25 protein-coding genes are annotated in these 26,058 nt (G+C 61.5%); 16 read left to right on the top strand and 9 right to left on the bottom strand.

Going from position 1 to position 26,058, the window contains the following annotated elements:
* Positions 1–164 precede the first annotated feature (164 nt).
* On the top strand, positions 165–1,460 hold the full coding sequence (locus BTW07_RS10100; RefSeq protein WP_075570055.1) for an MFS transporter: 1,296 nt from the start codon (positions 165–167) through the stop codon (positions 1,458–1,460).
* Positions 1,461–1,557: 97 nt separating this feature from the next.
* The gene (gene ggpS, locus BTW07_RS10095) at positions 1,558–3,837 is read left to right on the top strand and encodes a glucosylglycerol-phosphate synthase (RefSeq protein ID WP_075570054.1); all 2,280 of its coding nucleotides are present in this window, start codon (positions 1,558–1,560) and stop codon (positions 3,835–3,837) included.
* A gap of 31 nt (positions 3,838–3,868) precedes the next feature.
* On the opposite strand, the gene BTW07_RS10090 is transcribed toward ggpS, so the two are convergent.
* From BTW07_RS10090 to rdgB, 4 genes are all read right to left on the bottom strand, one after another.
* Positions 3,869–4,720: a 23S rRNA (adenine(2030)-N(6))-methyltransferase RlmJ gene (locus tag BTW07_RS10090; protein WP_075570053.1), complete on the bottom strand. Its 852-nt coding sequence runs from the start codon at positions 4,718–4,720 to the stop codon at positions 3,869–3,871.
* Between the two features lie 126 nt (positions 4,721–4,846).
* Complete coding sequence (locus tag BTW07_RS20265; protein ID WP_075570127.1) at positions 4,847–5,524, bottom strand: YiaD family glycine zipper/OmpA-like lipoprotein; 678 nt, start codon at positions 5,522–5,524, stop codon at positions 4,847–4,849.
* Positions 5,525–5,602: 78 nt separating this feature from the next.
* Entirely contained in the window at positions 5,603–6,814 is a 1,212-nt protein-coding gene (gene hemW, locus BTW07_RS10080) for a radical SAM family heme chaperone HemW (protein WP_425272030.1), read from the bottom strand.
* Entirely contained in the window at positions 6,811–7,443 is a 633-nt protein-coding gene (gene rdgB / locus BTW07_RS10075; RefSeq protein WP_075570052.1) for an RdgB/HAM1 family non-canonical purine NTP pyrophosphatase, read from the bottom strand. The genes hemW and rdgB overlap by 4 nt, the downstream gene beginning before the upstream one ends.
* Before the next feature lie 430 nt (positions 7,444–7,873).
* Here rdgB and BTW07_RS10070 point away from each other — a divergent pair, with 430 nt between their 5' ends.
* Positions 7,874–8,551: a LuxR C-terminal-related transcriptional regulator gene (locus tag BTW07_RS10070; protein ID WP_075570051.1), complete on the top strand. Its 678-nt coding sequence runs from the start codon at positions 7,874–7,876 to the stop codon at positions 8,549–8,551.
* Positions 8,552–8,627: 76 nt separating this feature from the next.
* Here the strand turns inward: BTW07_RS10070 and BTW07_RS10065 are convergent, their stop codons facing one another.
* From BTW07_RS10065 to thiD, 4 genes are read right to left on the bottom strand one after another with little or no spacing between them, the layout of a single operon-like run.
* A complete protein-coding gene (locus BTW07_RS10065; protein ID WP_075570050.1) occupies positions 8,628–10,190 on the bottom strand; it encodes a bifunctional aminoglycoside phosphotransferase/ATP-binding protein in 1,563 nt (520 codons plus the stop codon).
* A gap of 31 nt (positions 10,191–10,221) precedes the next feature.
* Positions 10,222–11,511 carry a glutamate-1-semialdehyde 2,1-aminomutase gene (hemL, locus tag BTW07_RS10060; RefSeq protein WP_075570049.1) on the bottom strand — a complete coding sequence of 430 codons (1,290 nt, stop codon included), beginning with the start codon at positions 11,509–11,511 and terminating at the stop codon, positions 10,222–10,224.
* Between the two features lie 10 nt (positions 11,512–11,521).
* A complete protein-coding gene (gene thiE, locus BTW07_RS10055) occupies positions 11,522–12,205 on the bottom strand; it encodes a thiamine phosphate synthase (protein ID WP_244158344.1) in 684 nt (227 codons plus the stop codon).
* A gap of 11 nt (positions 12,206–12,216) precedes the next feature.
* Positions 12,217–13,044 (bottom strand): bifunctional hydroxymethylpyrimidine kinase/phosphomethylpyrimidine kinase, encoded by an 828-nt coding sequence (gene thiD, locus BTW07_RS10050; RefSeq protein ID WP_075570047.1) that lies wholly within the window; start codon positions 13,042–13,044, stop codon positions 12,217–12,219.
* Here thiD and BTW07_RS19635 point away from each other — a divergent pair.
* On the top strand, positions 13,043–13,393 hold the full coding sequence (locus BTW07_RS19635; RefSeq protein WP_144076888.1) for a hypothetical protein: 351 nt from the start codon (positions 13,043–13,045) through the stop codon (positions 13,391–13,393). The genes thiD and BTW07_RS19635 overlap by 2 nt on opposite strands.
* On the opposite strand, the gene BTW07_RS10040 is transcribed toward BTW07_RS19635, so the two are convergent.
* Positions 13,350–15,104 carry a chloride channel protein gene (locus BTW07_RS10040; RefSeq protein ID WP_425272032.1) on the bottom strand — a complete coding sequence of 585 codons (1,755 nt, stop codon included), beginning with the start codon at positions 15,102–15,104 and terminating at the stop codon, positions 13,350–13,352. The genes BTW07_RS19635 and BTW07_RS10040 overlap by 44 nt on opposite strands.
* Before the next feature lie 362 nt (positions 15,105–15,466).
* On the opposite strand from BTW07_RS10040, the gene erpA reads away from it, so the two are divergent.
* The 12 genes from erpA to BTW07_RS09980 all read left to right on the top strand — a co-directional run bounded on the left by erpA (position 15,467) and on the right by BTW07_RS09980 (position 26,058).
* The gene (erpA, locus tag BTW07_RS10035; protein ID WP_075570046.1) at positions 15,467–15,820 is read left to right on the top strand and encodes an iron-sulfur cluster insertion protein ErpA; all 354 of its coding nucleotides are present in this window, start codon (positions 15,467–15,469) and stop codon (positions 15,818–15,820) included.
* Positions 15,821–16,028: 208 nt separating this feature from the next.
* Positions 16,029–16,802 (top strand): transporter substrate-binding domain-containing protein, encoded by a 774-nt coding sequence (locus BTW07_RS10030; RefSeq protein WP_075570045.1) that lies wholly within the window; start codon positions 16,029–16,031, stop codon positions 16,800–16,802.
* Between the two features lie 139 nt (positions 16,803–16,941).
* Positions 16,942–17,610, top strand: coding sequence for an amino acid ABC transporter permease (locus BTW07_RS10025; protein WP_075570044.1), 669 nt, complete (start codon positions 16,942–16,944; stop codon positions 17,608–17,610).
* The gene (locus BTW07_RS10020) at positions 17,607–18,398 is read left to right on the top strand and encodes an amino acid ABC transporter ATP-binding protein (protein ID WP_075570043.1); all 792 of its coding nucleotides are present in this window, start codon (positions 17,607–17,609) and stop codon (positions 18,396–18,398) included. Before BTW07_RS10025 ends, BTW07_RS10020 begins: the two co-directional genes overlap by 4 nt.
* A gap of 911 nt (positions 18,399–19,309) precedes the next feature.
* Positions 19,310–21,205, top strand: coding sequence for a tRNA uridine-5-carboxymethylaminomethyl(34) synthesis enzyme MnmG (gene mnmG / locus BTW07_RS10015; RefSeq protein ID WP_075570042.1), 1,896 nt, complete (start codon positions 19,310–19,312; stop codon positions 21,203–21,205).
* Entirely contained in the window at positions 21,202–21,849 is a 648-nt protein-coding gene (rsmG, locus tag BTW07_RS10010; protein WP_075570041.1) for a 16S rRNA (guanine(527)-N(7))-methyltransferase RsmG, read from the top strand. The genes mnmG and rsmG overlap by 4 nt, the downstream gene beginning before the upstream one ends.
* A gap of 123 nt (positions 21,850–21,972) precedes the next feature.
* Complete coding sequence (locus BTW07_RS10005; protein ID WP_075570040.1) at positions 21,973–22,740, top strand: ParA family protein; 768 nt, start codon at positions 21,973–21,975, stop codon at positions 22,738–22,740.
* 28 nt (positions 22,741–22,768) lie between these two features.
* The gene (locus tag BTW07_RS10000; RefSeq protein ID WP_075570039.1) at positions 22,769–23,683 is read left to right on the top strand and encodes a ParB/RepB/Spo0J family partition protein; all 915 of its coding nucleotides are present in this window, start codon (positions 22,769–22,771) and stop codon (positions 23,681–23,683) included.
* Positions 23,684–23,916: 233 nt separating this feature from the next.
* The gene (locus BTW07_RS09995; protein WP_075570038.1) at positions 23,917–24,327 is read left to right on the top strand and encodes a F0F1 ATP synthase subunit I; all 411 of its coding nucleotides are present in this window, start codon (positions 23,917–23,919) and stop codon (positions 24,325–24,327) included.
* A gap of 3 nt (positions 24,328–24,330) precedes the next feature.
* The gene (gene atpB / locus BTW07_RS09990) at positions 24,331–25,197 is read left to right on the top strand and encodes a F0F1 ATP synthase subunit A (protein ID WP_075570037.1); all 867 of its coding nucleotides are present in this window, start codon (positions 24,331–24,333) and stop codon (positions 25,195–25,197) included.
* Positions 25,198–25,270: 73 nt separating this feature from the next.
* Positions 25,271–25,519, top strand: coding sequence for a F0F1 ATP synthase subunit C (atpE, locus tag BTW07_RS09985; RefSeq protein ID WP_011508579.1), 249 nt, complete (start codon positions 25,271–25,273; stop codon positions 25,517–25,519).
* 68 nt (positions 25,520–25,587) lie between these two features.
* On the top strand, positions 25,588–26,058 hold the full coding sequence (locus BTW07_RS09980; RefSeq protein WP_075570036.1) for a F0F1 ATP synthase subunit B: 471 nt from the start codon (positions 25,588–25,590) through the stop codon (positions 26,056–26,058).

Here is a 26,058-nt window from a genome sequence, read left to right as displayed (position 1 = left end):
TCAGCCTGACTGCACCTCCAGAGTGCAAGCATGGAATAACCTTGATTATGGTTATGCTTAAGAAACGATAATATCATCTTATAATAATGGCGGTTTTTCCGAATGCCAGGGGCTTCGGCACGCTTACTGCATGAATGAATTCAAGCCATGGCAAGGAGAAAGCTATGTGGTCGTTGTTACGACCCATTCGTGCGTTGCTGGGCAGCGTGGCGTTGCTGCTGCTCGGCAATGGTCTGATCAATACGTTGTTGACACTGCGCGGCGCCGACGAGGGTTTCTCGACCAGCCTGATCGGTCTCATCATGTCCGGGTATTTCATCGGGTTCATCGGCGGTACCTGGATCAGCGGCCGGCTGATCAAGCGCATGGGACACATTCGTACCTTTGCGTTCTGTGCCGGGCTCTGTGCCTCTGCCGCTCTGCTTCACCTGATCTTCATCAATCCCTGGGTGTGGCTGGGTCTTCGCGTGATCTACGGCCTCTCGTTCATTACCCTGATGACGGTGATCGAAAGCTGGCTCAACAGTCAGGCTGCCAGCCACCAGCGAGGCCGGGTTTTCGCGATCTACATGGTGGTCAACCTGGGGGCGCTGGCGATCGCCCAGCAGATCCTGCGGCTGGACAGCCCCGATGGCTTTCTGCTGTTCGCGCTCGCGTCGATTCTGATCAGCTGGGCGCTGTTGCCGATCACGATCACCAAACGCAGCCAGCCGGTCATCCCCGCCCGCCCCAAGAGCAGTCTCAAGGCGCTGTTGGGCTTCGCCCCGTTGGCGGTTGCCGCGTCGGCGATGTCCGGCCTCGCCATGGGCGCGTTCTGGACCCTGACACCGGTCTACGCGCGCAGCGTCGGGTTCGACGTCGCCGGCGTCGGCGTGGTGATGAGCTGCGCCATCATTGGCGGTGCGCTGCTGCAGATACCGATCGGCCGATTCTCCGATACCCACGATCGTCCCCGTGTCATGACCTACGTGGTGATTCTGGCCGCGATCGCTGCCGCCGCCATGCCGTTCGCGCCCAACCCGTTGACGCTGCTCGGACTGTATTTCCTGTGGGGCGGCTTGTCGTTCTCGATCTATCCAATTGCCGTGGCCCAGTTGATCGATCAGTTGCATCCCGACGAAATCGTTGCCGGCTCAGCTGATATGCTGGTCGTTCAAGGCGCCGGCAGTGCCGTCGCGCCGATTCTGGCCGGGGTGATCATGCACAGCGTCGGCGATCAGGGATTACCGCTCTACATCGCCGTGGTGATGGCGCTGCTCGCCGGCTACGCGATCTACCGCCGGCGTCACGTATCGGTCCTGGTCAGCGGCGATACGGCCCATTTCGAGCCCATGACGCCGACCAGTAGCCAGGCCCTGGAGATGATGTACGACGACGTTCAGAAGGATCTGTTCGCCGACCCCAGTTTCTATGAAGAGCACGAGCGCCAGCGAATCGTCGAGATGGCCGGCAAGGCTTGAGCCTGAATCCGAAGCCAAAGTCATTCGACGAACGCGCCAACCGCTCGCGCAGGGAAAATCGCGCCGGTCCTCAGAGGCCGGGCAGGAGGAACCACACATGCTACTTGCCACCGATCTCGACGGCACCTTTCTCGGCGGCGACGCCGAAGCCCGCCTCAGTCTCTATCAGACCATCGCCGCCCATCCGGATATCAAGCTGGCCTACATCAGCGGTCGCAGCCTGGAGGCGATCCTGCCGCTACTGTCCGATCCCACGCTACCGCAGCCGGACTATATCGTGGCCGACGTGGGTGCCAGCCTCTATCTCGGCGATACACTGCAGCCGATCCAACCGCTGCAGAACGAGATCGACACGAGCTGGCCGGGCGAGTCCCGCATTGCTTCCGCCCTGCAACGTTTTCCGGACGTGGTTCGGCAGGACGAGCCACAGCTGCGACGCTGCTCCTATTACTGCCCGCCCGAGCGTGCCCAGGATGACGCGCTGATCACGCTGGCCAGGGAGCTGGATTGCGAGATGCTCTACTCGGCAGGACGCTATCTGGACTTCCTGCCCAAGGGCGTCAACAAGGGCAGCAGTCTGGAGAAGCTGGTCGAGTGGCTCGGGATCGACAGCGAAGAGGTGCTGGTCGCCGGTGACACCATGAACGACCTCGCCATGCTCACCGCCGGTTTCAAGTCGGTCTGCGTCGGCGGATCGGAGCCGGCTCTGCTCGAGCAGACCCAGAACCAGACCCGAGTGATGCACGCCGAGAAGACCGGCTGCGCCGGCATCATCGAGGCGTTCGCCCATTTCGGCTTTCTCGGCGCCCACGGTGTCGCCGCCGAGAATCGCCGTGACGAGACGCAGACCGGCAAGGCCGAGCTGGTGATGGTCTATCACCGGCTGCCCTACGAAGAGTATCGGGTCGATGGCAAGATCCAGCGCCGCCGCCCGACCTCCCCCAACGGCATCATTCCGACGCTGTTGAGCTTCTTTGCCGACCAGCGCGGTTCGTGGATCGCGTGGTCGATCCATGAAGAGGACGACGAAGAGGATTTCGTTACCCATACCAGTGTCGACGCCAAGCAGTATCCGCTGCTGACCGCCGCCCGGGTGCCGCTGACCAAGGTTCAGGTCGATACCTTCTACAAGCGCTTCTCCAAGGAAGCGTTCTGGCCGACGCTGCACACCTTCTGGGAGCGCGCGCATTTCCGCGAGGAAGACTGGATCGTCTACTGCGAGGTCAACCGCGCCTTTGCCGAACGCACCGCCGAAGAGGCCGCCGAAGGCGCGCTGATCTGGATTCACGACTACAACCTGTGGATGGTCCCGGCCTATCTTCGGGAGATGCGCCCCGATCTGCGGATCGCCTTCTTCCACCACACCTATTTCCCTTCGGCGGACGTGTTCAACGTGCTGCCGTGGCGACGCGAGATCATCGGCAGTCTGTTGCAGTGCGACTACGTCGCTTTCCATATCCCGCGTCAGGTCGAGAACTTCGTCGATGTGGCCCGTGGCGTGGTGCCGCTGACCACGCTATCCAGACAGAGCTGCGCGCCGCGGTTTCTGACCTATGGCTGCGCCGTCGGCCTCGAGACCATGACCACGGCCGTGGATACCGGTTCTCGCGTGGTGCGTCTGGGCGCCCATCCGGTCGGGCTGGATCTCGCTCGGATCCGTAACGCGCTCGATCAGGAAGGTGCCAGCTCGCGCATGGCCGAGCTGCGACAGGAGTTCGGCGGGGTCAAGCTGATCCTGTCGGTCGAAAGACTCGATTACACCAAGGGCATTCTCGAGAAACTTCAGGCCTATGAACTGCTGCTCGACGAGAACCCCGAGCTGCGCGGCAAGGTGACCCTGGTCAGCATCTGCGTGCCTGCGGCACGCGAAATGACCATCTACAACGAGCTGCAGACCCAGATCGAGCAGACCATCGGTCACATCAACGGTCGCTTCGCCGATGTCGGCTGGACACCGGTGCAGTTCTATTTCCGCGGTTTTCCGTTCGAGGAAGTCGTCGCCTGGTACGCCATGGCCGACGTGATGTGGATCACGCCGCTGCGAGACGGCCTCAATCTGGTGGCCAAGGAGTTCGCCGCCACCCAAGGCATGACCCAGGGCTGTGGCGTGCTGGTGCTGTCGGAATTCGCCGGCGCGGCCGCCGAACTGAAAGGCGCCATCCTGACCAACCCGCACGATCTCCACGATCTGGCCCGAACCTGCTATCTGGGGCTCAATCTGCCTCGCGCAGAAGCCGAGGCGCGGCTACGTCAGTTGAACGATATCGTCAGCTACAACGACATCCGCCGCTGGGGCGACGAGTTCATCGCCGCCATTCGGGGCGAGGAACCCGAAGGCACCGAAAGCCCGGCCAATCCCACCTCCAACCTGGTCTAGCAACCGCGAGGCGTGATGGCGATGTTTGCCGTCACGCCTCGCCGGTCCACCACTCACTGCGATGCGTCGCGCCCTCGGCCAGCATCGGCGCCAGCGCGGAAAAGACCTGATCGAGCTCGCGATCGAGCTGCCACGGGGGGTTCATCACCAGCAGACCGCTGCCGTACATCCCCCGGTCGGCAATCGGCTCGCGGATCTGCAGCTCGCTGCGCCACAGCTTGGGAATGCCGGCGGCCCGCAGCGTTTCCAGCATCCTCCGGTGGCGATCTGCCGGCAGTAGCGGATACCACACCAGAACCACCGCATGACGCACCTTGCGCGAAACCTGACGCAGCGTTTCGGCGACCTCTTCGTATTCGGCCTTGCGCTCGTAGCTGGGGTCGATCAATACGCAGAGTCGCGGCGTGGATACCGGTACCAGTTTGGATAGACCCTTGAGGCCATCCGCATGCCGCCGCTGCACGGCGCTCTCCGCCGAAAAGGCCTGATCGACGAGATGCCGATGCTCGGCCGGGTGCAACTCGAACAGCGTCAGCCGGTCCTGGGGCCGAAGTGCCGAACCCAGCCACCAGGGCGAGCCGGGATAGCGACTCAGCTCGGCACCGGCTTGCAACGTCGCCAGCGCCGCCAGCCACTCGCCAATGGGAGAATCGGCGGAGAGACCGCGACGACGCTGCCACAGACGCTCGACACCCTGATGATACTCGCCCAGTTTCTGCGTTTCCGCCGCGGCCAGCGGATAGAGTCCGCGACCGGCGTGGGTATCGACGAAACTGATCGCGGAAGATTTTCCCATCATGGCCTGGATGAGCCGCCTCAAGCCAAGGTGCTTGTGGACATCGGCAAAATTGCCGGCATGGTAAGCGTGCTGGTAGGCAAGCATGAACGTGTATCCCTCTGCGGGAGCGCGACTATCGAAACCGCACGGTTATCAAAAAGCCCGACCATCAAAAAGGGCGTGACCCCTAGGTCACGCCCGCTCGAGATCGGCTTGCCGATCAAACCAACCTCAGGACTGCTGCGTCGGCGTCAGCGTAATTTCGACGCGACGATTCTGGGCGCGACCCGCATCGGTGTCGTTGCTGGCGACCGGATTCGTCTCGCCATAGCCGACGGCGTTGATCCGCCCGGCCTCGACGCCACCCTGCTCGAGGTAGGTCGCCACCGACTGTGCGCGGCGCTCGGAAAGCTTCTGGTTGTAGCTATCCGCGCCAGTGCTGTCGGTGTAACCAGCCACGTTGATTCGGGTTTCCGGATAGGCGCGCAGCACCGCATTGACGTCATTGAGAGCCTGGCGCGCCGGCGTCTGCAGATCGCTGGCATCGACATCGAACGTGACGCTGCTCGGCATGTTGAGGATCAGGTTATTACCATCACGCTCGACGCCGATACCCGTGCCATCCAGGCTTTTTCGCAGCTCTTTCTCCTGGGAGTCCATGTAGGCACCGATACCGCCACCGGCGGCCGCGCCGGCGGCTGCACCGATCAGCGCACGGTCCCGCGTGCTGCTGCCACCATCGCCGGTCAGCGCACCGGCAACCGCACCAGCCACGGCACCGATGCCGGCACCGCTCCAGGCTTTGGTGTTGCCGCCACCCTGCTGCTGATTATCGGCACCATTGGAAGCACAGCCGGTCATACCGACCGCCATGGCAACCGGAATGGACAACCAGAACGTCTTTTTCATCATCTTCATGCTCGAGAAGCTCCTTGCTTGCGAGTCGCCACGCCTGTGCCGGGACACGGGCTGGTGACGACGAATCCATCACTGTCCGGCTGTCGCGCGAGGTTCGACATCGTTTCTCGAATCCTCGTCATCCAACAGCGCGAGCAGATCATTCAAGAATAACAGCCCTTGGGGGGTCGCTTGCAGACGTGACGACGTGGTCATCAACAGACCTTGCTGTCGCGCCCGTTCCAGACGAGGCGTCAGTTCAGACAACGCCTGACCGGTATGGTTTTCCCAGTCATCGGTTCTTACACCTTCGGTCAGGCGCAAGGCATTCATCAGGAACTCCAACGGCAGCGCCCGGTCGCTCACTTCCTGACCACCGCCGATAAAGCCACGGGGGTCATTCAGACGACGCAGGTAAGCGTCGGGCTGGCGTGTCTTCCAGCGCCGCTCGATGCGCCATTGACCTGGCGAATCGATCCAGGACAGCTTGCCATGGGCACCGGCGCCGATGCCGAGGTAATCGCCGAAACGCCAATAGTTGAGGTTATGGCGCGCCTGTCGCCCCGGCCGGGCGTAGGCGGAAATCTCGTAGCGCGCGAACCCGGCCGATTCGAGCCGTGCATGGCCGGCATCCTGAATATCCCACAGCCGCTCCTCGTCGGGCAGCGGCGGCGGGTGGGAGAAGAATTCGGTGTTGGGCTCCAGCGTCAGCTGATACCAAGACAGATGCGTGGGCTCGAGCGCCAGCGCCTGCTCGATATCCTCAAGCGCCGTCGCCAGCGTCTGCCCCGGCAGACCGTGCATCAGATCCAGATTGACGTTGTCGAAACCGGCGTTCCGGGCGCTACGCATCGCGCGTACCGCCTCTTCGCCACTATGGATGCGTCCCAGCGCTTCGAGCTGCTCGGAGGCAAAGCTCTGCACGCCGATGGATAGCCGATTGATGCCAGCCTGGCGATAGCCTTCGAAGCGGCTCTGTTCCACCGTGCCGGGATTGGCTTCCAGCGTGATCTCGATGTCCGGGGCAAAGTCGAGTCGTTGGCGCAGCCCTTTGAACAAGCGCTGATACGCCGCTGCGGAAAACAGACTTGGCGTGCCGCCGCCAATGAAGATGCTGACGATCTCCCGCCCCTGAACGGCGGCGAGATCCTGATCGAGATCCGCCAGTAGCGTATCGACATAGCGGGATTCCGGCAGCTCCGCGCCATGGCCCACGCCATGAGAGTTGAAGTCGCAATAGGGGCATTTACGCACGCACCAGGGCACGTGGATGTAGAGCGCCAGCGGCGGCAAGGCCATCATGGGGTGAGCTGCCCCAATTCCTTGAGCTGGGCGGCCAACGTCTGCAGCGCCCGACCTCGATGGCTCAGTCGATTTTTCTCCTCGGCACTGAGCTCGGCGACGCTCATGCCGCATTCGGGCACCCAGAAAAGCGGATCGTAGCCGAAGCCGCCCTCACCCCTTGGATAAGCCAGAATGTCGCCCTTCCAGTCGCACTGAACGATCAGCGGCACGGGATCGTCGGCATGACGCAGGTAAACCAGAACGCACCAGTAACGCGCCGTACGCTGCCCCTCGGGAATGTCCCTGAGCGCGGCCAGCAGTTTGGCGTTATTGGCCTTGTCCCGGGACTTGCCATCTCCGGACGCCCCGGCGTAGCGGGCTGAGTAGATACCCGGCGCCCCGCCCAGCGCATCGACCGCCAGACCGGAATCATCGGCCAATGCCGGCAAGCCGCTGGCTGTGGCCGCGGCGCGCGCCTTGAGAATGGCATTTTCGACGAACGTCAGCCCGGTCTCTTCCACATCGGTCACGCCAAAGTCCGACTGCGGCTGGACGCGAAGGCCCAAGGAACCCACAAGCTGCTGAAATTCAGCCAGTTTTCCGCGGTTGCCACTGGCAATGACCAGGTTATCCATTTGCACGCTCATAGGGTTCCTGCCAAAAAACGTTCATTCTACGGGGCGTGGCGGTGGGGGCAAACTAAACCCTGTCAGTGAGACCATGAATATCTCACTACCGAACATGATGAGAAAACCCAACTATTCGCCTACTGGAAATTCTGGCGTCGAGAACAAGAAAGCGTGCTTTTTCTGGGAATGGAAACGGCGTTCTTTAATTTGACCTCGAAATTTCCTTTTCAACAGTATGATTTTCCAGGGTTATATTAAAATCTTACAGATTCCTTAAGTTTCCCGGACATGTGACGGTTTGAAAACCTGAACACGCTATATTTACAACGCATGGGTTTTATTAACACTATTGAGCTCCAACAAGCGAGGACAGGCAGTAGATTATCCAGCTGGGGATGGCAACGAAAATCTTAAAAGACTAATTAAAATCCTTCGAAGGGATCAGACCATGAACACCGAACACACCGACATCGTACTGGTTACGGATTGTAACTCCCAGTCCGTGCTATTTTTGGACTACATTCACCAGAAGACGGGGTGCCGCGTCTCGGCGCTCAGCCCGCAGGAGCGGTTTCCCGTGGCAGAAGGGCGCCGCGTCCTCGTACTGCTGGATGGGGACCACGTTCAGGAAAAGGACCTGCTTTCCTGGAACACCCGAGCCGAAGAAAACGACGCAATCATCCTGTCAGCCTTCAACGTTCGCGACAACAAACAGGTGATGGAACTGCTGATCGGCATTCACCTGCGCGGGGTGTTCTATCGCCAGGACAATCTCGAACTGATCTGCAAGGGTATCGTCAAACTGCTGGGCGGTGAGCTGTGGATTTCCCGACCGCTCTCCGCGATGTTGATCGACTTCTACCGACGTCAGCAGGTCAATACCTATCGCCCGGTATGCGGTTTGACTCGACGAGAGCTGGAGATCGTCACGCTGCTGGTTTCCGGTGCCAGCAACACGGAAATTGCGGAAAAGCTGTTCGTGAGCGAGCACACGGTCAAGTCTCACCTCTACAACCTGTTCCGCAAAATCAACGTCCACAACCGCATCCAAGCCACCAACTGGGCGCGACAGAATCTGGGCACGATTCCCGTCATGGCGTCCCGTTACGCCAGCGGACGCCGCTGAGACCAGCCAAAGGTCGGTCGGCAACCCCTGATTCGATCCCCGGGAAACCGCTGGAACGCGGTTTCCCCGGGGATTCTCAGTTAAGACGCATCCGTTCCTGAATCAACGATGCCAGCGTCAGATTGGCATCCGGCGCCGTGGTGTCCAGATGCACCAGATGCGTCGTCTCGTCGCTGGCGAACGGCTCGAAGCGCCCCAGTTGCTGCTCCAGAATCGACAGACTCCGCTCCGAAGGCTCCCCACTGCGCCTGGCACGTTTGACGATGCGGGCTCGCAGTGTCGCCCTGTCCGCTTCGAAACTGACGATCAACACCGGAAGCCCACGTTTTTCGGCCTCGAACCGAAGTCGCTTGCGCTGCTCCCGCAACAGCGAGGTCGCATCGATGCAAGCCGGTAAACCCGCTTCGAGGACGGTACCCGTCAACTCGGCGAGACGGCGATAGGTCTGGTCGGTAGCCTGTTCGCTATAGACGGCATCGGCTTCGTCGGGCGCTGCCGTGAAGTCGAAGAGCCGTTTCCGTTCGACATCGGAGCGAATCCGTACGCCACCCAGACGGCGCACGATCTCCTCGGTGAATCGGCTCTTGCCACTGCCGGAAACGCCGACCGCCAGAATCAGATAGGGGAAGCGGAATTCACTGTACGCCTGAGCCAGGCTCAGATAACGGCGGAAGACCTCGATCGGCTCGCCCCCGGGCAGGTCATCGATGACCCCCGCGTCATGATCCCTGACCAGTTCGATCCTGGCGCGCAGCAGGGCACGATAACGCTTGTAGAAATTGAGCAGACGAACCGCCTGATAATCCCCGGAAAGCTCGAGATATCGGTTGAGCGCGTAATGGGCAAACTCGTGTTCGCCACGGGCTTCCAGATCCATGATCAGAAAGGCGAGTTCGCAGGCGACGTCGCACCAGCGCAGGCGATCGTTGAACTCGATACCGTTGAACAGCGTCGCCTTGCCTTCGAAGCGCACGGCATTGCCGAGATGAATGTCACCGTGACTCTCGCGGATGAAACCGCCTTTCCAACGTTCTTCGAGAAGCGGTTCGAGGCGAGCGAAGCTCTCCAGCGTCAGCGTTCTGACCTGGGCCAGTTGCTCCCGGTCCTGCGGCGCTTCCAGTAGCGGTTCGATCGTATCGAACTCGTCGACCAGCATGTCGCGAATGCTCGGCGGCGAACCCAGCGGATTATCGCCGGAAGCACTGGCAGCCGACTCGTGCAGCGCCACGAGCTGATCGATCAAGTCGTCGATCAGCTCGGCCGAGAGCTCGCCGCTGGCCTGCAGCGAACTCAACAGATGGCGGCTGCTGAACTGGCGCATCTTGACGGCATACTCGATCGGCGCGCTGTCGTCATTGACCCGCGGCGACGTCTCGGACCCCGAGATCGCCACGTAGCCGAGGTAGAGCGCTGGCGCGACACGCCGATTCAGCGCGACTTCCTGCTCGCAAAGGCGACGCCGTTTCTCCAGGGTCGAGAAATCGAGAAAGCTGCCGTAATCCAGCGCCTTCTTGATCTTGTAGGCGTAGTCACCCGTCGATACCACCCACGAAATGGGGGTTTCGAACACTTCGACGGCGCCCACCGGATGATCGAACCCGTCACCCTCCTTGAGCGCCTGTATCAGCGTTCGGCTCATGCGTCGTCTCCCTGTCAGTCGCGTTCGTGTTTCATTGCTGACGCATGGCGGCGAACGCGCGTTCGCTGGCCAGTAAGGTCGTCTGAATATCGTCATGCGTGTGCGCGCTCGACATGAATCCGGCTTCGAACGCGGAAGGTGCCAGGTAAACGCCGGATTCCAGCATGTGCGCGAAGAAATCGCGAAAGGCCTGCGCGTCGCAGGCCATGGTCTGGGCGAAATTGTCGACCCGCTGCTGGGCGGTGAAGAATAGCCCGAACATGCCACCGGCACGCTGCGTGATCAAGTCGATACCGGCCTCGTGAGCCCTCGCCTCGAGGCCCTCGCACAGGGTTTCCACGCGAGTGGAGAGCGCCGCATGGAAACCGGGCTGGCGTATCTTGCCGAGCAGGGTGATACCCGCGGCCATGGCCAGCGGATTGCCCGATAGCGTGCCGGCCTGGTACACCGGACCGAGCGGCGAGATCTGCTCCATGATGTCGCGCTTGCCGCCGAAGGCACCCACCGGCATGCCGCCACCGACGATCTTGCCCAGGCAGGTCAGATCCGGCGTGATGGCGTAATGCGCCTGGGCCCCGCCCAGTGCCACGCGGAAACCGGTCATGACCTCATCGAAGATCAGCACGCTGCCGTGGCCATCGCACACCTCGCGCAGCGCCTCCAGGAAGCCGGGCTGCGGCGGAATGCAGTTCATGTTGCCGGCGACCGGTTCGACGATGATACAGGCGATCTGCTCGCCCATGGCCTCGAAGCATTCGTGCACGGCTTCGATGTCGTTGTAGGCCAGCGTGATGGTGTGCTCCGCCAGCGAGGCAGGCACGCCGGGGGAACTGGGCTCGCCGTGAGTCAGCGCCCCGGAGCCCGCTTTCACCAGCAGCGAGTCTGAATGACCGTGATAGTTGCCTTCGAATTTGACGATCTTGTCGCGGCCGGTATAGCCGCGTGCCAGACGGATCGCCGACATCGTTGCCTCGGTGCCGGAATTGACCATTCGCACCATGTCGATGGAGGGAATGATGTCGCAGATCAGATCGGCCATGGTGGTCTCGATCGCCGTCGGCGTGCCGAAGGAGAGGCCGTTGTCCAGTCGCTCGCGAACCGCGTTCAACACCTCAGGATCGGCGTGACCGGTAATCATCGGTCCCCAGGAACCCACGTAGTCGATGTAGCGCTTGCCCTCGACGTCGAACAGATAAGCGCCTTGCGCACGCTCGACGAAGACCGGCGGCTGCAACATGCCCTTGAAGGCACGGACCGGGGAATTGACGCCGCCGGGAATATGTCGGCAGGCGCGTTCGAACAGTTCGGCGGATGTCGTCATGGTGTTCTCTCTAGCATGGATCGATGACAGATGTGCCATCGATGGCAGAATTCGAGTGGGATGCGTCGGCAACAATGACATTGAGCTCACGCACCGCCCGGGCGATATCCGGCATACCGAAAATAGCATGGACCACCGCCAGCATCTCGGCACCCGCGGCGCGAGCCCGACCCGCGGTGGTGGCGTCGATACCGCCGATCGCCACTCGGGGTAGCCCCAACGGCGCTGCCGCATCGAGTATCGTCAACGACGCCGGCGGCGCCCCCGGTTTGGTTCGCGAGGCGAAAAAACGCCCGAACGCCAGATAACTGGCACCGGCGTCGGCCGCCGCATTCGCCAGGGCCAGGGCGTCATGGCAGGTAGCACCGATGATGGCACCTTCGCCCAGACGGTGTCTCGCGGTCGCCAACGACACGTCATCCTGCCCGACATGCAGGCCGATAATCGCGCCCCAGCGCTGCTGCAGTCGCAACGCCAGTTCGAGGTCATCGTTGACGATCAACGGCACCGCATGGCGTTGGCAGAGCGCCGCCAGCGCATCCCCCTGGCGCCAACGACGATCCGCGTCCGAGGACTTGTCGCGATACTGCAACAGCACGATACCGGCTTCCAGCGCCGTTTCGCAGGCCCCGAGCAGGGTTCGATCATCCGGCAGCAGGTGGTTGTCGGTGATCGCGTAAAGTCCCTGATTCATAAGCCGTTGCATCATTCCAGCGTGGCATCGAAGTCGGGCGCACGCCAGACCCGGTCCGGCAGGTACTGGCCCTGACCCAGCGCCAGACCGTTGTCGAGGGTATCCCAGGTAAATCGCTGAGCCTGGGCACAGGCCGCGGCCAGCCCTTCGCCAACGGCCAGCCGAGTGGCCAGCGCCGATGCCAGCGTGCATCCCGAGCCATGATAGTCGGCTGGCAACCGGGGCCACTGCCACTGACGATTGAGCTCCGGGGTATGCAAGGTATGCACCACGTTACCCGACATCGACTCATCGTCCAGCGGGTCGGTGCCGGTGACCAGCACGGCAGCGCAACCCAGTGACATCACCTCGACCACCTTCGCCACTTCATCGGTATCGCCGATGGCGGCAAGCAGCGTCAACTCGCGTCGATTGGGCGTCAGGATATCCACAAGGGGTAGCAGACGAAGACGAATGGGTTCGAGCAATCCGGGTGTGGATAACTCGGAGCCACCGCCGCTCCGGAGAACCGGGTCGACGATCAACGGCGTGCCCGGACTCATGCGCGCGACATCGATCACCGCCTCCAGCACCTCGAGATTGGGAATCAGCCCGACCTTGATCGCGGCAATGCGGAAATCGTCGAACAGGGCTCGCGCAGCCCGACGAATGAAATCCCCACGGGAAGGCTCGACGCTGATCACGTCGCGGGTCGACTGCACGGTCATCGCGGTAGGCACGGTCACCGGCCAGCCGCCGCAACCTCGAACGGCCTCGGCATCCGCGACCAGTCCCGCACCGCCAGTGGGGTCGTGGCCTGCCAGAACCATTACCACGGGCTTGTCGGCATAGCGAATCATGCTCCCCTCCCCGGGACGTCTGTCTCCGCCAGGGGCCTTGTGGCGAGGTAGCCGGTCATTTCTCGCATGGAAGCTCTCCTCGTCGATCGCTCGGTATGACGTCCGGTTCGGCCTGCAGAGCCGCTGCACGACGTGCATTCGGACGTCGCATCTGTGCGGCTGGAGCGTTGACGTCGATATCAACGCTTACGTCGATATCAACGCTTACGTCTATATCAACGCTTACGTCTATATCAACGCTTACGTCTATATCAACGCTTACGTCTATATCAACGCTTACGTCTATATCAACGCTTACGTCTATATCAACGTTTACGTCTATAATAGTTCTCGATCGCCTCGCGAGTGATGATACCGGAAATCTTGCGGATCATCGGCGCCGTGGTGTGCTCGACGTAGAGCGCGTCGAGGCCGGATTCATTGAGCGTGTCGTAGGCCTCGGATAGCGTCGCTTCCAGATGAACCGGCGCCAGATCGAGGCGCTGACCCGGAACCTCCTCGAGATCGATCTGCTCGTGCTCGGCAAGCCATGCGTCGTCGTGCAGCACCCGTGCCAGATGGGCGGCCTTCATCGCCAGCGGCGGCTTGTCCTTGCCCTCCTGGATGATCACCAGCCAGGTCGGCTTGGAATCGAGCAGCGCCTTGGCCCGGTCGTGATCGATGACTCGCGGTGTACGCACCAGATTGCGCTCCATCACGGCCGGCACGGCGACTCGTGACAGCGCCTGCATCAGTGGCTGCTGCAGCGGGTGAAGTCCCTGCTGATTGAGGCTGGACAGGAAAAATCCCTGGCAACGACAGAGCTGACGCGCCGTGAGTACCGCCACCACCACCGCCAGCATGCCGGGGAGCATGATCGCCGAATTACGGGTCAGCTCCAGCAGCGCCAGCAATGCGGCCAACGGTGCCTGCAATGCCGCTCCCATCATCGCGGCCATGCCGAGCACGGCATACAGGTCCGGCGTCGTGACCACGCTTGGCAGCAGCGTTCCGCCGATCATCCCCATCACCGCCCCCACGGCGGCGCCGGAGACCAGCATCGGTCCGATCACGCCCACCGGCACGCCGCCCGCCATGCAGAGCCCGGTCAGCGCCAGCTTGCCCACCGCCAGCACCAGCAGCACATCCAGCGCCATCGGCCCGTTGAGCATCTGTTCCAGGCTGTCGTAGCCGATACCCTGAACCTGGGGATACCACCACGCCACGGCGCCGGTCAGCAGACCGATGATCGCCAGGCGCAGGGCAAAAGGAATCCGAACGATCGCTGGATGCCCCCGCGAAAGACGAACGAATCCGCCGGCCAGCATGCCCACCACCAGCGCGGTCAGCACGATCCAGGGCAGATCCAGCAGCGAGTTGAGCTGCAGCGGCGGCACGCTGAACGCCGGCTCGGCCCCGTAGACCGCCCACGAGACCAGCGCACCCATGGTGGCGGCGAGAATCACCGGCAGGAATCCGGCAATGGTGTATTCCATCATCACCACTTCCATGGCGAAGATGACGCCGGCGATCGGGGTATTGAACGAGGCAGAAATGCCCGCCGCGGTACCGCACGCCACCAGCACGCGAAGACTGTTATGAGGCAGACGCAGGCGCGATCCGATCCAGCTCGAGGCCGCCGAACCGAGATGGATCGCCGGCCCTTCACGCCCGGCCGACAGCCCACCGATCACCGAGATCACCCCGACCCACCACTGATTGATCCAGTTGCGCAGCGGCATCTTGCCCTGATGGTAGGCCAGCCGCTCGATGACATGGCCGATTCCCATCTTCAGCGCGCGGCTGGGTTGCGGCCATAGCCAGATACCGATCAGGGTGACGGCGACCAGCGGCAATGCCGCACGAAACGCGGGCGACAGGGTCTCGAAGGCTTCCGGATTGTCGCCGGGGATGAAAAACAGCGCGCCGAATTCCAGCAACAGCCGGAAGACGACCATGACGGTGCCGGTCAGAATACCGGCAAGAATACCCAGCAGGCACAGCTGCGGCATGGCATCGACGCTCGCCAGCTGACGCCGAAAGCGTTCGAGGCTGGGACGTCGGGGGATGAACCGCGGCACGCGTGACAAACCCATCTCCTTGCCCGATCCGGATCGCTCGTCTTTCGTGCGCGATACATCGCCATGTCGTCCTTCGTGCACGACGGCCATCCAGACGGATAGCCATACCGTTCGAGCGGTTAACGGGAATGTCATCATACACCGATCGGGGTCGGGCGTTGCCAGACGGGGGACTGGCAAGACGGGAACGCAGGAACGATGAAAACGGCACTACCGAAACGACACTCGCCGTCAGGCAAGCGATTAGTTGACCCTTTTACTCGGTATTAACGATAATGGTCGCCAACCGGGTGGATTTCCGCCCCATTTCATTTTCGACAGATCGGTCGCATTCCAGGGCCGGCACGCACGGGAGCGTGACGATGAGCACAGTGGAGTCTTTCGCTCCAACCCCGATGTTCTTCACCGACGCCGCCGCCAGGCGGGTCAAGGCATTGATTGCCGAAGAGAACAATTCGAGCCTCAAGCTGCGGGTCTACGTCACCGGCGGTGGCTGTTCGGGATTTCAGTACGGCTTCGATCTCGGCGACCAAGCCGCCGAAGACGACACCGTGATCGACAACGACGGCGTCAGCCTGGTGGTGGACTCGCTCTCCTACCAGTATCTGGTCGGCTCGACGGTGGATTTCGAAGAAGGCCTGGCCGGGGCCAGATTCATCATCAAGAATCCCAACGCCCAGTCCACCTGTGGCTGCGGGGCCTCGTTCTCGGTCTAGGCACTGTCTGAAAACTGCCTGAGTTCGCCCATACGGGGTTAAAAATCGGCGTCAACGAGGGGTAAATGCGCCTCTCGAGTGGATTGCCGACGCGATCTGGCCGGGCGCAGGCATTGTCGAACGAAACCTAGGTCGACTTGACGTTCAGTAACAAGATTCCTCAAGGTAGTCGTCGATTGTCCTAATCGATCAGAGATCTGAGGAACTTATGAAAAACAACATCACCCTGAGCCATTGGCTCGCCATTCCCGCCCTCGCCCTCTCCCTGGGCGCTTCGAGCCTGGCCTTTGCCCAGGACACCACGCTCAAGGCCGTCACCGATCCCAGCTTCGTGCCGTTCGAAATGATGGATCAGGACAGTGGCGAGATGGTCGGCTTCGATATGGACATCCTCCACGAGATCGCCGACCGCGCCGGCTTCAAGGTCGACCTCAACACCATGGACTTCAACGGCATCATCCCGGCGGTGCAGACCGGCAACGTCGATCTGGCCATTGCCGGCATCACCATCACCGACGAACGTCAGGAGATCGTCGATTTCAGCGATCCCTACTACGATTCCGGTCTTCGCATTCTGGTATCCGATGGCAGCGACGTCGCCTCGCTGGATGATCTCGAAGGCAAGCGCATCGCCACCAAGATCGGTTCCACCAGCTACGACTACCTGCAGGAGAAGCTGGGCGACGACGCCGAGATCACGCCATACCCGGGCAGCTCCGACATGTACATGGCTCTGATGGGCGGTAGTGCCGATGCCGTCTTCTACGATGCGCCCAACGTCGGCTACTTTGCCCAGACCAAGGGCCAGGGCAAGGTCAAGACCGTCGGCCCGCTGTATGAAGGCCAGCAGTACGGTATCGCCTTCGCCAAGGGCAGCGAATGGGTCGAGCCTGCCAACAAGGCGCTGGAAGCCATGCACGAGGATGGCACCTACGACGAGATCCACGAGAAGTGGTTCGGCGCGGCGCCGGACGCCGAATGATCGATCATGTCTGATCGGGGGCCGGCGCCATCAGCGTCGGCCCCTGATGTTTTTGGATACCTTGACGGCAAAAACCGTCATGAAAGACCTCGGCGCGCGGCACTGAGGTCTTTGCTCTCGTTGCCAACGGAGACACCTCGTGGAGTTCAACTTCCAGTTCGACTGGCAGGCGGCGATCGACTCGCTGCCTTTTCTTCTCAAGGGCCTGCCCTACACCCTGCTCATCTCCTTCGCCGGCCTGGCCATCGGCTTTGTCGTCGGCATCGTCTTCGGATTGATGCGGATCAGCCCGACACGCTGGCTGCGATTCCCCGCCGTGGTCTATATCGAAGTATTCCGCGGTACGCCGGTGCTGGTCCAGGTGCTGTTCATCTTCTATGGCCTGCCCACGCTGCTCGGTGGCCCCATCAACGCGCTGACCGCCGGTATCGCGGCCATTGCTTTCAATGCCGGCGCCTACATCTCCGAAATCGTGCGCGGTGGCGTACAGTCGATCGAGCGTGGCCAGCGCGAAGCCGGCCTGTCGCTGGGGCTGTCCCCGCCCCAGACCTTTCGCTACGTGATCTGGCCACAGGCGCTGCGCCGCATGATCCCGGCACTCGGCAATCAAGGCATCGTCAGCATCAAGGATACCTCGCTGTTCTCGGTGATCGGCGTCGGTGAGCTGGTACGCCAGGGTCAGGTCTATATCGCCAATACCTTCACCGCGCTGGAGGTCTATTTCATGATCGCGCTGCTCTATCTGGCGATCACTCTGAGTCTGTCACTGGCTCTGAGTCTGCTCGAACGCAAGGGGTTGGTGGGATGAACGATCGCGTAAGCAACCAGGGCACCGCTCAGACGGCCGAGGCATCGCCGATCGTGCGGCTCGACAGGGTCAACAAACACTTCGGTAACCTGCACGTGATGAAGGAGATCGATCTCAGCGTCGCCCAGGGCGAGGTGGTCGTGATCATCGGTGCCAGCGGCTCGGGAAAATCGACGCTGATTCGCTGCGTCAACGGACTCGAGCCGTTCCAGTCCGGCCGCATCGAGGTCGACGGCAAGACGCTGATGCCCAATGGCGCCAGCGGCAAATCGCTGCAGGCCGTGCGCACCGAAGTCGGCATGGTGTTCCAGCAGTTCAATCTGTTCCCGCATCTGTCGATCCGCGACAACGTCACCCTGGCGCCCCGCAAGGTCCGTGGCATGACGCGTCAGCAGGCCGAGGTCACCGCCGACAAGCTACTCGAAAGGGTCGGCATCTCCGATCAGGCCGACAAGTATCCGACGCAGCTCTCCGGGGGCCAGCAGCAGCGCGTGGCGCTCGCCAGGGCGCTGGCGATGGAGCCGCGGCTGATGCTGTTCGACGAGCCGACCTCGGCGCTGGATCCGGAGATGATCGGCGAGGTTCTCGACGCCATGCGCGAACTGGTCAATGACGGCATGACCATGATGATCGTCACCCACGAGATGGGCTTTGCCCGGGAAGTCGCCGACCGCGTGGTCTTCGTGCATGAAGGCCAGATCGTCGAACAGGGGCCGCCCGATCGACTGTTCGATCAGCCCCAGCATGAACGCACTCAAGCGTTCCTCTCACGGGTTCTCAAGCACTAATCGATTAACCGGGCCGTGCGCGGCTTGAGGGTTCTCTTCAAGCCGCCTGCCCGCTGTACGCTGTTTGATGGATCGATCCTTCCATCGAGTTCCGCAAATACCTATTTGACGACCGAGTCACGACCGCTGCCTGCTCGCCGCAACGCTGCCTGTCTCGCTTCTCGCGCTCGCCTTTCCCTGGCGCTTTTCTCAGCGCCGTCCCCTGATGTCGATCGCCCTTCCGTTCCGTTTGCAGTCCGATTCGGACTCGAACCATTTTCCGTTCACATTTCCGTCTTTTCCTTCGACTGTCCGACTCGCCGTTCTTCATCGATTGGGCCGATTCTGGACCTTCCAGCCAACCCGGGATGCTCATTCCCGCTTTCCAGAACCAGAAAATCCGTTCGGAAAGATCGATATTTGTCGTTTCAGGTTATCCAGAACGGCTTTTTCCGCCTGTGGATAGTTTTTTTGACGATCTTGCTGCAGCCCCGACTCACGCGACGCTGGCGAACGATCGGGGGGGTGTTGACCACCGCGGTAACAGGTAACGTACGCAGCGGTGGATAACACGTGTGCAGACCGGGCTGTGCACAAAGCGAGCTTCTGTCCACAGGAATCAACGCCTCTGTCAGCAGCATGCCCCATGCTTGTCAAGCAATCGAATAACAATGCAAGCTTTCGGAATCTATAGAGTATTTCGACTTATCCACTGAAAATGTCCACACCATTAGTTACTACCACAACAGAACTTCTTTATATATTTCTCATTTATTAATAATGACTCTGTCGACCAGTGGCTCACAGCCAATCGGGTGTGGAAAACCCCTGACGGTTACCCACAGGAGGTTTATACTGGGCGGCTTTTCGAGATCCATTCCCTGTCGGGTGCCAGTTCGAGCTAATCGTTTCAGCACCTCGTGAGGTAAAACGTGGAATATCCAGACCGTTTTCAGGTCATCGTGATCGGCGGTGGTCACGCTGGCACCGAAGCCGCTCTGGCAGCGGCCCGCGGCGGCGCCCGCACCCTGCTGTTGACGCACAACATCGAGACGCTGGGCCAGATGTCCTGCAACCCCGCCATCGGCGGGATCGGCAAGAGCCATCTGGTCAAGGAGATCGACGCCCTGGGTGGCGCCATGGCTCAGGCAACCGATCTGGCCGGTATCCAGTTTCGCGTGCTCAATTCACGCAAGGGACCGGCGGTTCGTGCCACTCGAGCCCAGGCCGATCGGGTTCGTTACAAGGCCGCCATTCGCGGCATGCTGGAAAACCAGCCCAATCTCACGCTGTTCCAGCAGGGTGTCGACGATCTGGTTGTGGAAAACGAGACCGTCGTTGGCGTCAGGACCCAGACCGGGATTCGCTTCATGGCGGATACCGTGGTGCTGTGCACGGGAACTTTCCTGGGTGGCGTGATCCACATCGGACTGGATCATCATGCGGGTGGCAGAGCCGGCGATCCGCCGGCCAATGCGCTGGCAAACCGGTTGCGGGCAATGCCGTTCCGGGTCGATCGGCTTAAGACCGGGACGCCGCCGCGGATCGATGCCAAGAGCGTCGATTTCTCGAAGCTCGAACGCCAGCCTGGCGATACGCCTTTGCCGGTGATGTCGTATCTGGGCAGCCGCGACCAGCATCCGCGTCAGGTCGATTGCCATATCGCCCATACCAACGAACGCACCCACGAGATCATCTTCGCCAATCTCGACCGTTCGCCGATGTATTCCGGCGTGATCGAAGGCGTCGGGCCGCGTTACTGCCCGTCGATCGAGGACAAGGTTCACCGCTTTGCCGACAAGACCAGCCATCAGGTCTTCGTCGAGCCGGAGGGCCTGGATACCCACGAGCTCTACCCGAACGGGATTTCCACGTCGCTGCCGTTCGACGTCCAGCTGCAGGTGGTGCGTTCGATCGTCGGTCTGGAAAATGCCCATATCACGCGGCCCGGCTATGCCATCGAATACGATTATTTCGATCCGCGCGATCTCAAGCACTCGCTGGAAACCAAATTTATCCACAACCTGTTTTTCGCCGGTCAGATCAATGGCACCACAGGCTACGAGGAAGCCGGTGCCCAGGGGCTGCTGGCGGGACTCAACGCCGCTCGGCGGGCGCTAGGTGAGGATGCCTGGTGGCCGCGCCGCGACGAGGCCTATCTCGGTGTGCTGGTCGACGATCTGATCACCATGGGCACGCAGGAGCCCTATCGGATGTTCACCTCGCGCGCCGAATATCGCCTGCTGCTGCGCGAGGACAACGCCGATCTGCGGCTGACGCCGACCGGTCGCGAACTGGGTCTGGTCGACGATCATCGCTGGTCGGCCTTCGCCACCAAGCGAGACAGGATCGAGCAGGAGAGCGCGCGACTGCGTTCGACCTGGATTCAGCCGAAGACGCCGGCAGGAGAGCGCGTGGCCGAGAAGCTCGGCCAGCCGCTGTCGCATGAGTACAGCCTGATGGAGCTGCTCAAGCGTCCCGAGCTTACCTACGCCGAAGTGGCATCGCTCAAGGGCGAGCCCGTCAGCGAGGAGCCGGTTGCCGAACAGGTCCAGATCGAAGCCAAGTACGAGGGTTATATCGCGCGTCAGCAGGATGAGATCGACCGCCTGCGGCGCCACGAAGCGACACCGCTGCCGGCATCGCTGGATTACGCCAAGGTCGATGGGCTCTCCAACGAGATCCGTCAGAAGTTCGAACAGGTGCGACCGCAGACGCTCGGTCAGGCCGGGCGGATTTCCGGCGTGACCCCGGCTGCCGTCTCGATTCTGCTGATCCACCTCAAGAAGCGGCGGCTGATCGACGACAGCCAGGCATTGCGCGCATGACGCCGATCTGCGAACGCCTGCTGGACGAGGGTCTGGCGACGCTGAACGTCGATGTCGAGCGCCAGCAGCGTGAGCGGTTGCTTGCGCTGCTCGCGCTGTTGCACAAGTGGAATCGCGCCTATAACCTCACCGCAGTGCGCTCGCCCGAGGCGATGGTCAGCCGCCATCTGCTGGACAGTGCCAGCGTCGCGTTTGCGGTAACAGGGCCCACCTTGCTGGACGTGGGTGCCGGGCCGGGTTTTCCGGGCCTGGTGTTGGCGATTCTCGATCCCGAACTTCAGGTCACGCTGCTGGACAGCAATGGCAAGAAAGTCCGTTTCCAGCGTCAGGCGGTAATGGAACTGGGGCTCGACAACGTGCGCTGCGAGCAGGTTCGGGTCGAATCTTTCGATGCCTCGTTCGATCAGATCATCTCGCGCGCTTTCGCGGCACTCGGCGACTTCATCGGACTCACCGAGCCGTTGCTGGCCAGAGGCGGTGAGTGGCTGGCGATGAAAGGGGGGCTCGAAGCCCGCGAGCTCGAATCGCTGCCGGCCGCCGTCGTGGTCCATCAACGGCTCGCGTTGGCGGTACCCGGTGTCGATGACGTCGAACGTCAGTTGCTTCGCCTCGGGCGGGTCGATGATGCGGAGTATCGGCAGTAGGCTCGGCTTGGCACGCTCGTCACCCGCAAAGGGGTGATGAACCGCGGCGGCGACGCCATGCCGGATTAGCGCTAGCGGATCGCTCGCGATCCACAGGATCAGTCTCGACGAAGGGAGTCGCCAGTGACCAGAATCATCGCATTGACCAATCAGAAGGGCGGCGTGGGCAAGACCACGACCGCGGTCAATCTGGCGGCTTGCCTGGCGGCACTCGATCGCCGCGTGCTGCTGATCGATCTCGATCCGCAGGGCCATGCCACCATGGGCAGTGGCGTCGACAAGCATGATCTCGACGGCAGCGTGCTTGATGTGCTGCTTGGCGACAAGAGCGCCGCCGAGGTGATCGTCGACTGCGCCGTGGCCGGTTACGCGCTGTTGCCGGGCAACGGCGATCTGACCGCCGCCGAGGTCGATCTGCTCGATCGCGATGGCCGCGAGCGGGTGCTGCAGAGCGCGATCGAAAGCGTCGCCGACGATTACGACGTGGTCATGATCGACTGCCCGCCCTCGCTCAACATGTTGACGGTCAACGCCCTGACTGCCGCTCATGGGGTGCTGATTCCGGTGCAGTGCGAGTTCTATGCGCTCGAAGGGCTGTCGGCGCTGCTCGATACCGTCGAACAGATTCAGGAGAGCGTGAATCCTGCGCTCGAGATCTTCGGCATCGTGCGAACCATGTACGACCCGCGCAACAGCCTGACTCGAGACGTCAGCAAGCAGCTCGGTCAGTATTTCGGCGATTCCCTGCTCAAGACCACCATCCCGCGCAACGTTCGCGTGGCGGAAGCGCCCAGTCACGGCGTGCCGGTGACCAAGTATGCGCGACTCTCGCGCGGCAGCCAGGCGCATCGCGTACTGGCCAAGGAACTGATTCGCCGGCTGGCGCTGTAATGACGATGACTGCTGCGAGGAACACCCCATGACGACGCGCAAACGCCCCCTGGGTCGCGGCCTCGATGCCTTGATCGGTTCCAGTGCCCGTCGCCGCGACAGCCTGTCGTCGGAAGCCGGTTCGACGACGCCGTCACCTGCCCAGGTTCCCCCGGAATCCCAAGCTGCCGAAGAGCGGCTCGAACGCCTGCCATTGCGTCAGTTGACTCGAGGCAAGTATCAGCCGCGACGCGATATCCAGCCCGAAGCGCTGGAAGAACTGGCCGATTCGATCCGGGCGCAGGGCGTCATGCAGCCGATCGTGGTGCGACAAATTGGCGCAGAGCGTTACGAGATCATCGCCGGCGAAAGGCGCTGGCGAGCGTCGCAGCTGGCCGAGCTCGAGACGATCCCGGCGGTCATCCGCGACGTCAGCGACGAGGTCGCATTGGCGCTGGCCCTGATCGAAAACATCCAGCGCGAGAATCTCAATCCGGTCGAAGAGTCGATGGCGCTCAAGCGTCTTCTCGACGAGTTCGAACTGACCCAGCAGCAGGTCGCCGACGCAGTGGGGCGGTCGCGTGCCCAGGTCGCCAACCTGCTGCGCCTGCTGGCGCTGGATCCGCAGGTGCTGACCCTGCTCGAACGCGGTGACCTGGATATGGGGCACGCCCGCGCCCTGCTCAGCCTGCCGGCCCCCAAGCAGCGCCATGCCGCGCATGAAGTCGTGGCCCGAGAACTCACCGTTCGCCAGACCGAGGCACTGGTCAAGCAGATTGCCAGCGGCCAGAACCGGGCTGAAGGCAAGCGGCCGCCGGCGGATGTCGGACGGCTCGAGAATCGCCTGGCCGATCTGCTCGGTGCGCCGGTCAAGATTCATCACAACTCGTCCGGCAAAGGGCGCGTCACCATTCGTTACACCAGTCTCGACGAGTTGGATGGCATACTCGGCCACATTCGTTGAATCACCACTGACCGTTGGCGTTTCGAGCTGTCAAAACATTTAGCGCGTTAACGGAATTTACGCGCTTTTCGTGATCGTTTACTCGAAAAGACGCTTCAGTTCGGTGCAGGTTCGGTTGAAGCGACATGACCGCTTCTCTATAATCCGCCGAGATTTGCCTGGCTGACGCCAAACGCAGACATCGAATTAGCAACGACAAGAACGTTCCAGGAATCAACGGCGAGACCGACGCCATGCAACCAGCGGCACCGGCCAAGCTTCCAAGACCGCGAATCGCGGGGTTGATCCTGTTACAGTGCGGCGTGGTGATGGGGCTGACCCTCATCGGCTGGGGTGTCTGGGATCGAGGAACGGCGTTTTCCGCCGTGACCGGTGGCCTTGTTGCCGCTATCCCCAACGCCTTCTTTGCCTGGCGTGCCTTTCGCTATCAGGGTGCGGCGCAGGCCAGATACATCGTCAAGAGTTTCTACCACGCCGAGGCCGGCAAGTTCGGTTTGACGGCGGTACTGTTCACGCTGGTGTTCGTGGCCGTGCCCCCCTCAAACCCCGCTTTCTTCTTTGGCGCTTATGTGGTGACGCTGCTGGCGCATTGGATGGGGCCTTTGCTCCTGCGCCGTCCGTCACACATTCAATCTCGAGGCTGAACCATGGCTGGCAACAACATGACGAGTACGGAGTACATCCAGCACCATTTGCAGAACATGACGTTCGGTCTGCATCCGGAGAGTGGCTGGTCGATGGCTCATTCCGCTGCCGATGCCAAGGCGATGGGGTTCTGGGCCATCCACGTCGATACCATGTTGTGGTCGATCGGACTCGGGGTCGTATTCCTGTGGCTGTTCCGCTCGGTAGCCAAGCGTGCCTCCACCGGTGTTCCTACCGGGCTGCAGAACTTCGTCGAGATGATGGTCGAATTCGTCGACGGCTCCGTGCGCGAGACGTTCCACGGCAAGAGCCGCCTGATCGCGCCGCTGTCGCTGACGATCTTCTGCTGGATCTTCCTGATGAACATCATGGATCTGGTGCCGGTGGACTTTCTGCCGATGCTGGCGCAGAAAGTCGGTGCCTGGTTCGGCGCCGATCCGGCGCATGTCTATTTCAAGGTCGTGCCGACTACCGACATCAACGCCACGCTTGGCATGTCGCTGTCGGTTTTCGCACTGATTCTCTTCTATTCCATTCGTTCCAAGGGCCTGTCCGGTTTTATCGCGGAGTTGACGCTGCACCCGTTCAATACGCCCAACAAATTCGCCCAGATCTTGTTGATTCCGGTCAATTTACTGCTTGAACTCGTTACCTTGTTGGCCAAACCGGTTTCGCTGGCGTTGCGACTGTTCGGCAACCTCTATGCCGGCGAACTGATCTTCATCCTGATAGCCATGGTCGGACTGTGGCAGCTCCCGCTGCACTTCCCGTGGGCGGTGTTCCACATCCTGATCATCACGCTGCAGGCCTTCATCTTCATGATGCTCACCATCGTCTACCTGAGTATGGCGACGGAAGAGCAGCATTGAGTAGCGTTTCCCGTTAACCCCTGACCCTTGTAAAACTCGACTGAGCAAGACTCGACTGAAACTGGAGAGAACCATGGAAGCACAAGTTCTGGGCATGACCGCAATTGCCGTTTCTCTGCTGATCGGCCTGGGTGCCCTCGGCACCGCCATCGGCTTCGGTATCCTCGGTGGCAAATTCCTGGAAGGCGCTGCGCGTCAGCCGGAAATGATTCCGCAGCTGCAGGTCAAGATGTTCATCGTCGCCGGCCTGCTCGACGCCGTGACCATGATCGGTGTCGGTATCGCTCTGTTCTTCACCTTCGCCAATCCGTTTGTCGGTTAACGTCGCCTCCCGGCCCGCGTGGCCTCCGGTGACCCTAACCCCAAACCCGTGACGCGAGAGGTGCTGGCGTGAATCTGAACCTTACACTGATTGGTCAGGCCATTGCCTTTGCAGTCTTCGTCTGGTTCTGCATGAAGTATGTATGGCCGCCGGTCATGCAGGCCCTGCAGGAACGACAGAAGAAGATTGCCGATGGACTGGATGCAGCCAGCCGTGCGACCCGTGATCTCGAACTGGCTCAGGAAAAAGCCGACGAGACACTGCGGGAAAGCAAGGAGCAGGCGCAGCAGATCCTGGAACAGGCCAACAAGCGGGCCAATCAGATCGTCGAAGAAGCCCGTGACAACGCACGAGCCGAAGGCGAGCGCCTCATTGCAGGCGCTCGCAGCGAAATCGATCAGGAGATCAATCGCGCGAAGGAAGAGCTGCGTGCCCAGGTGTCGCTGCTGGCCGTGGCCGGCGCCGAGCGCATCCTGGAGTCCTCCATCGACGAAGCCAAGCATCGTGAGCTCGTCGACAAGCTCGCTGCCGAGCTCTAA

It is taken from the genome of Salinicola socius (assembly GCF_001937195.1).
Classification (GTDB): Bacteria; Pseudomonadota; Gammaproteobacteria; order Pseudomonadales; family Halomonadaceae; genus Salinicola; species Salinicola socius.
Note: the sequence above shows the minus strand (reverse complement) of the source record. Positions and strands in the feature narration are given on the sequence as shown.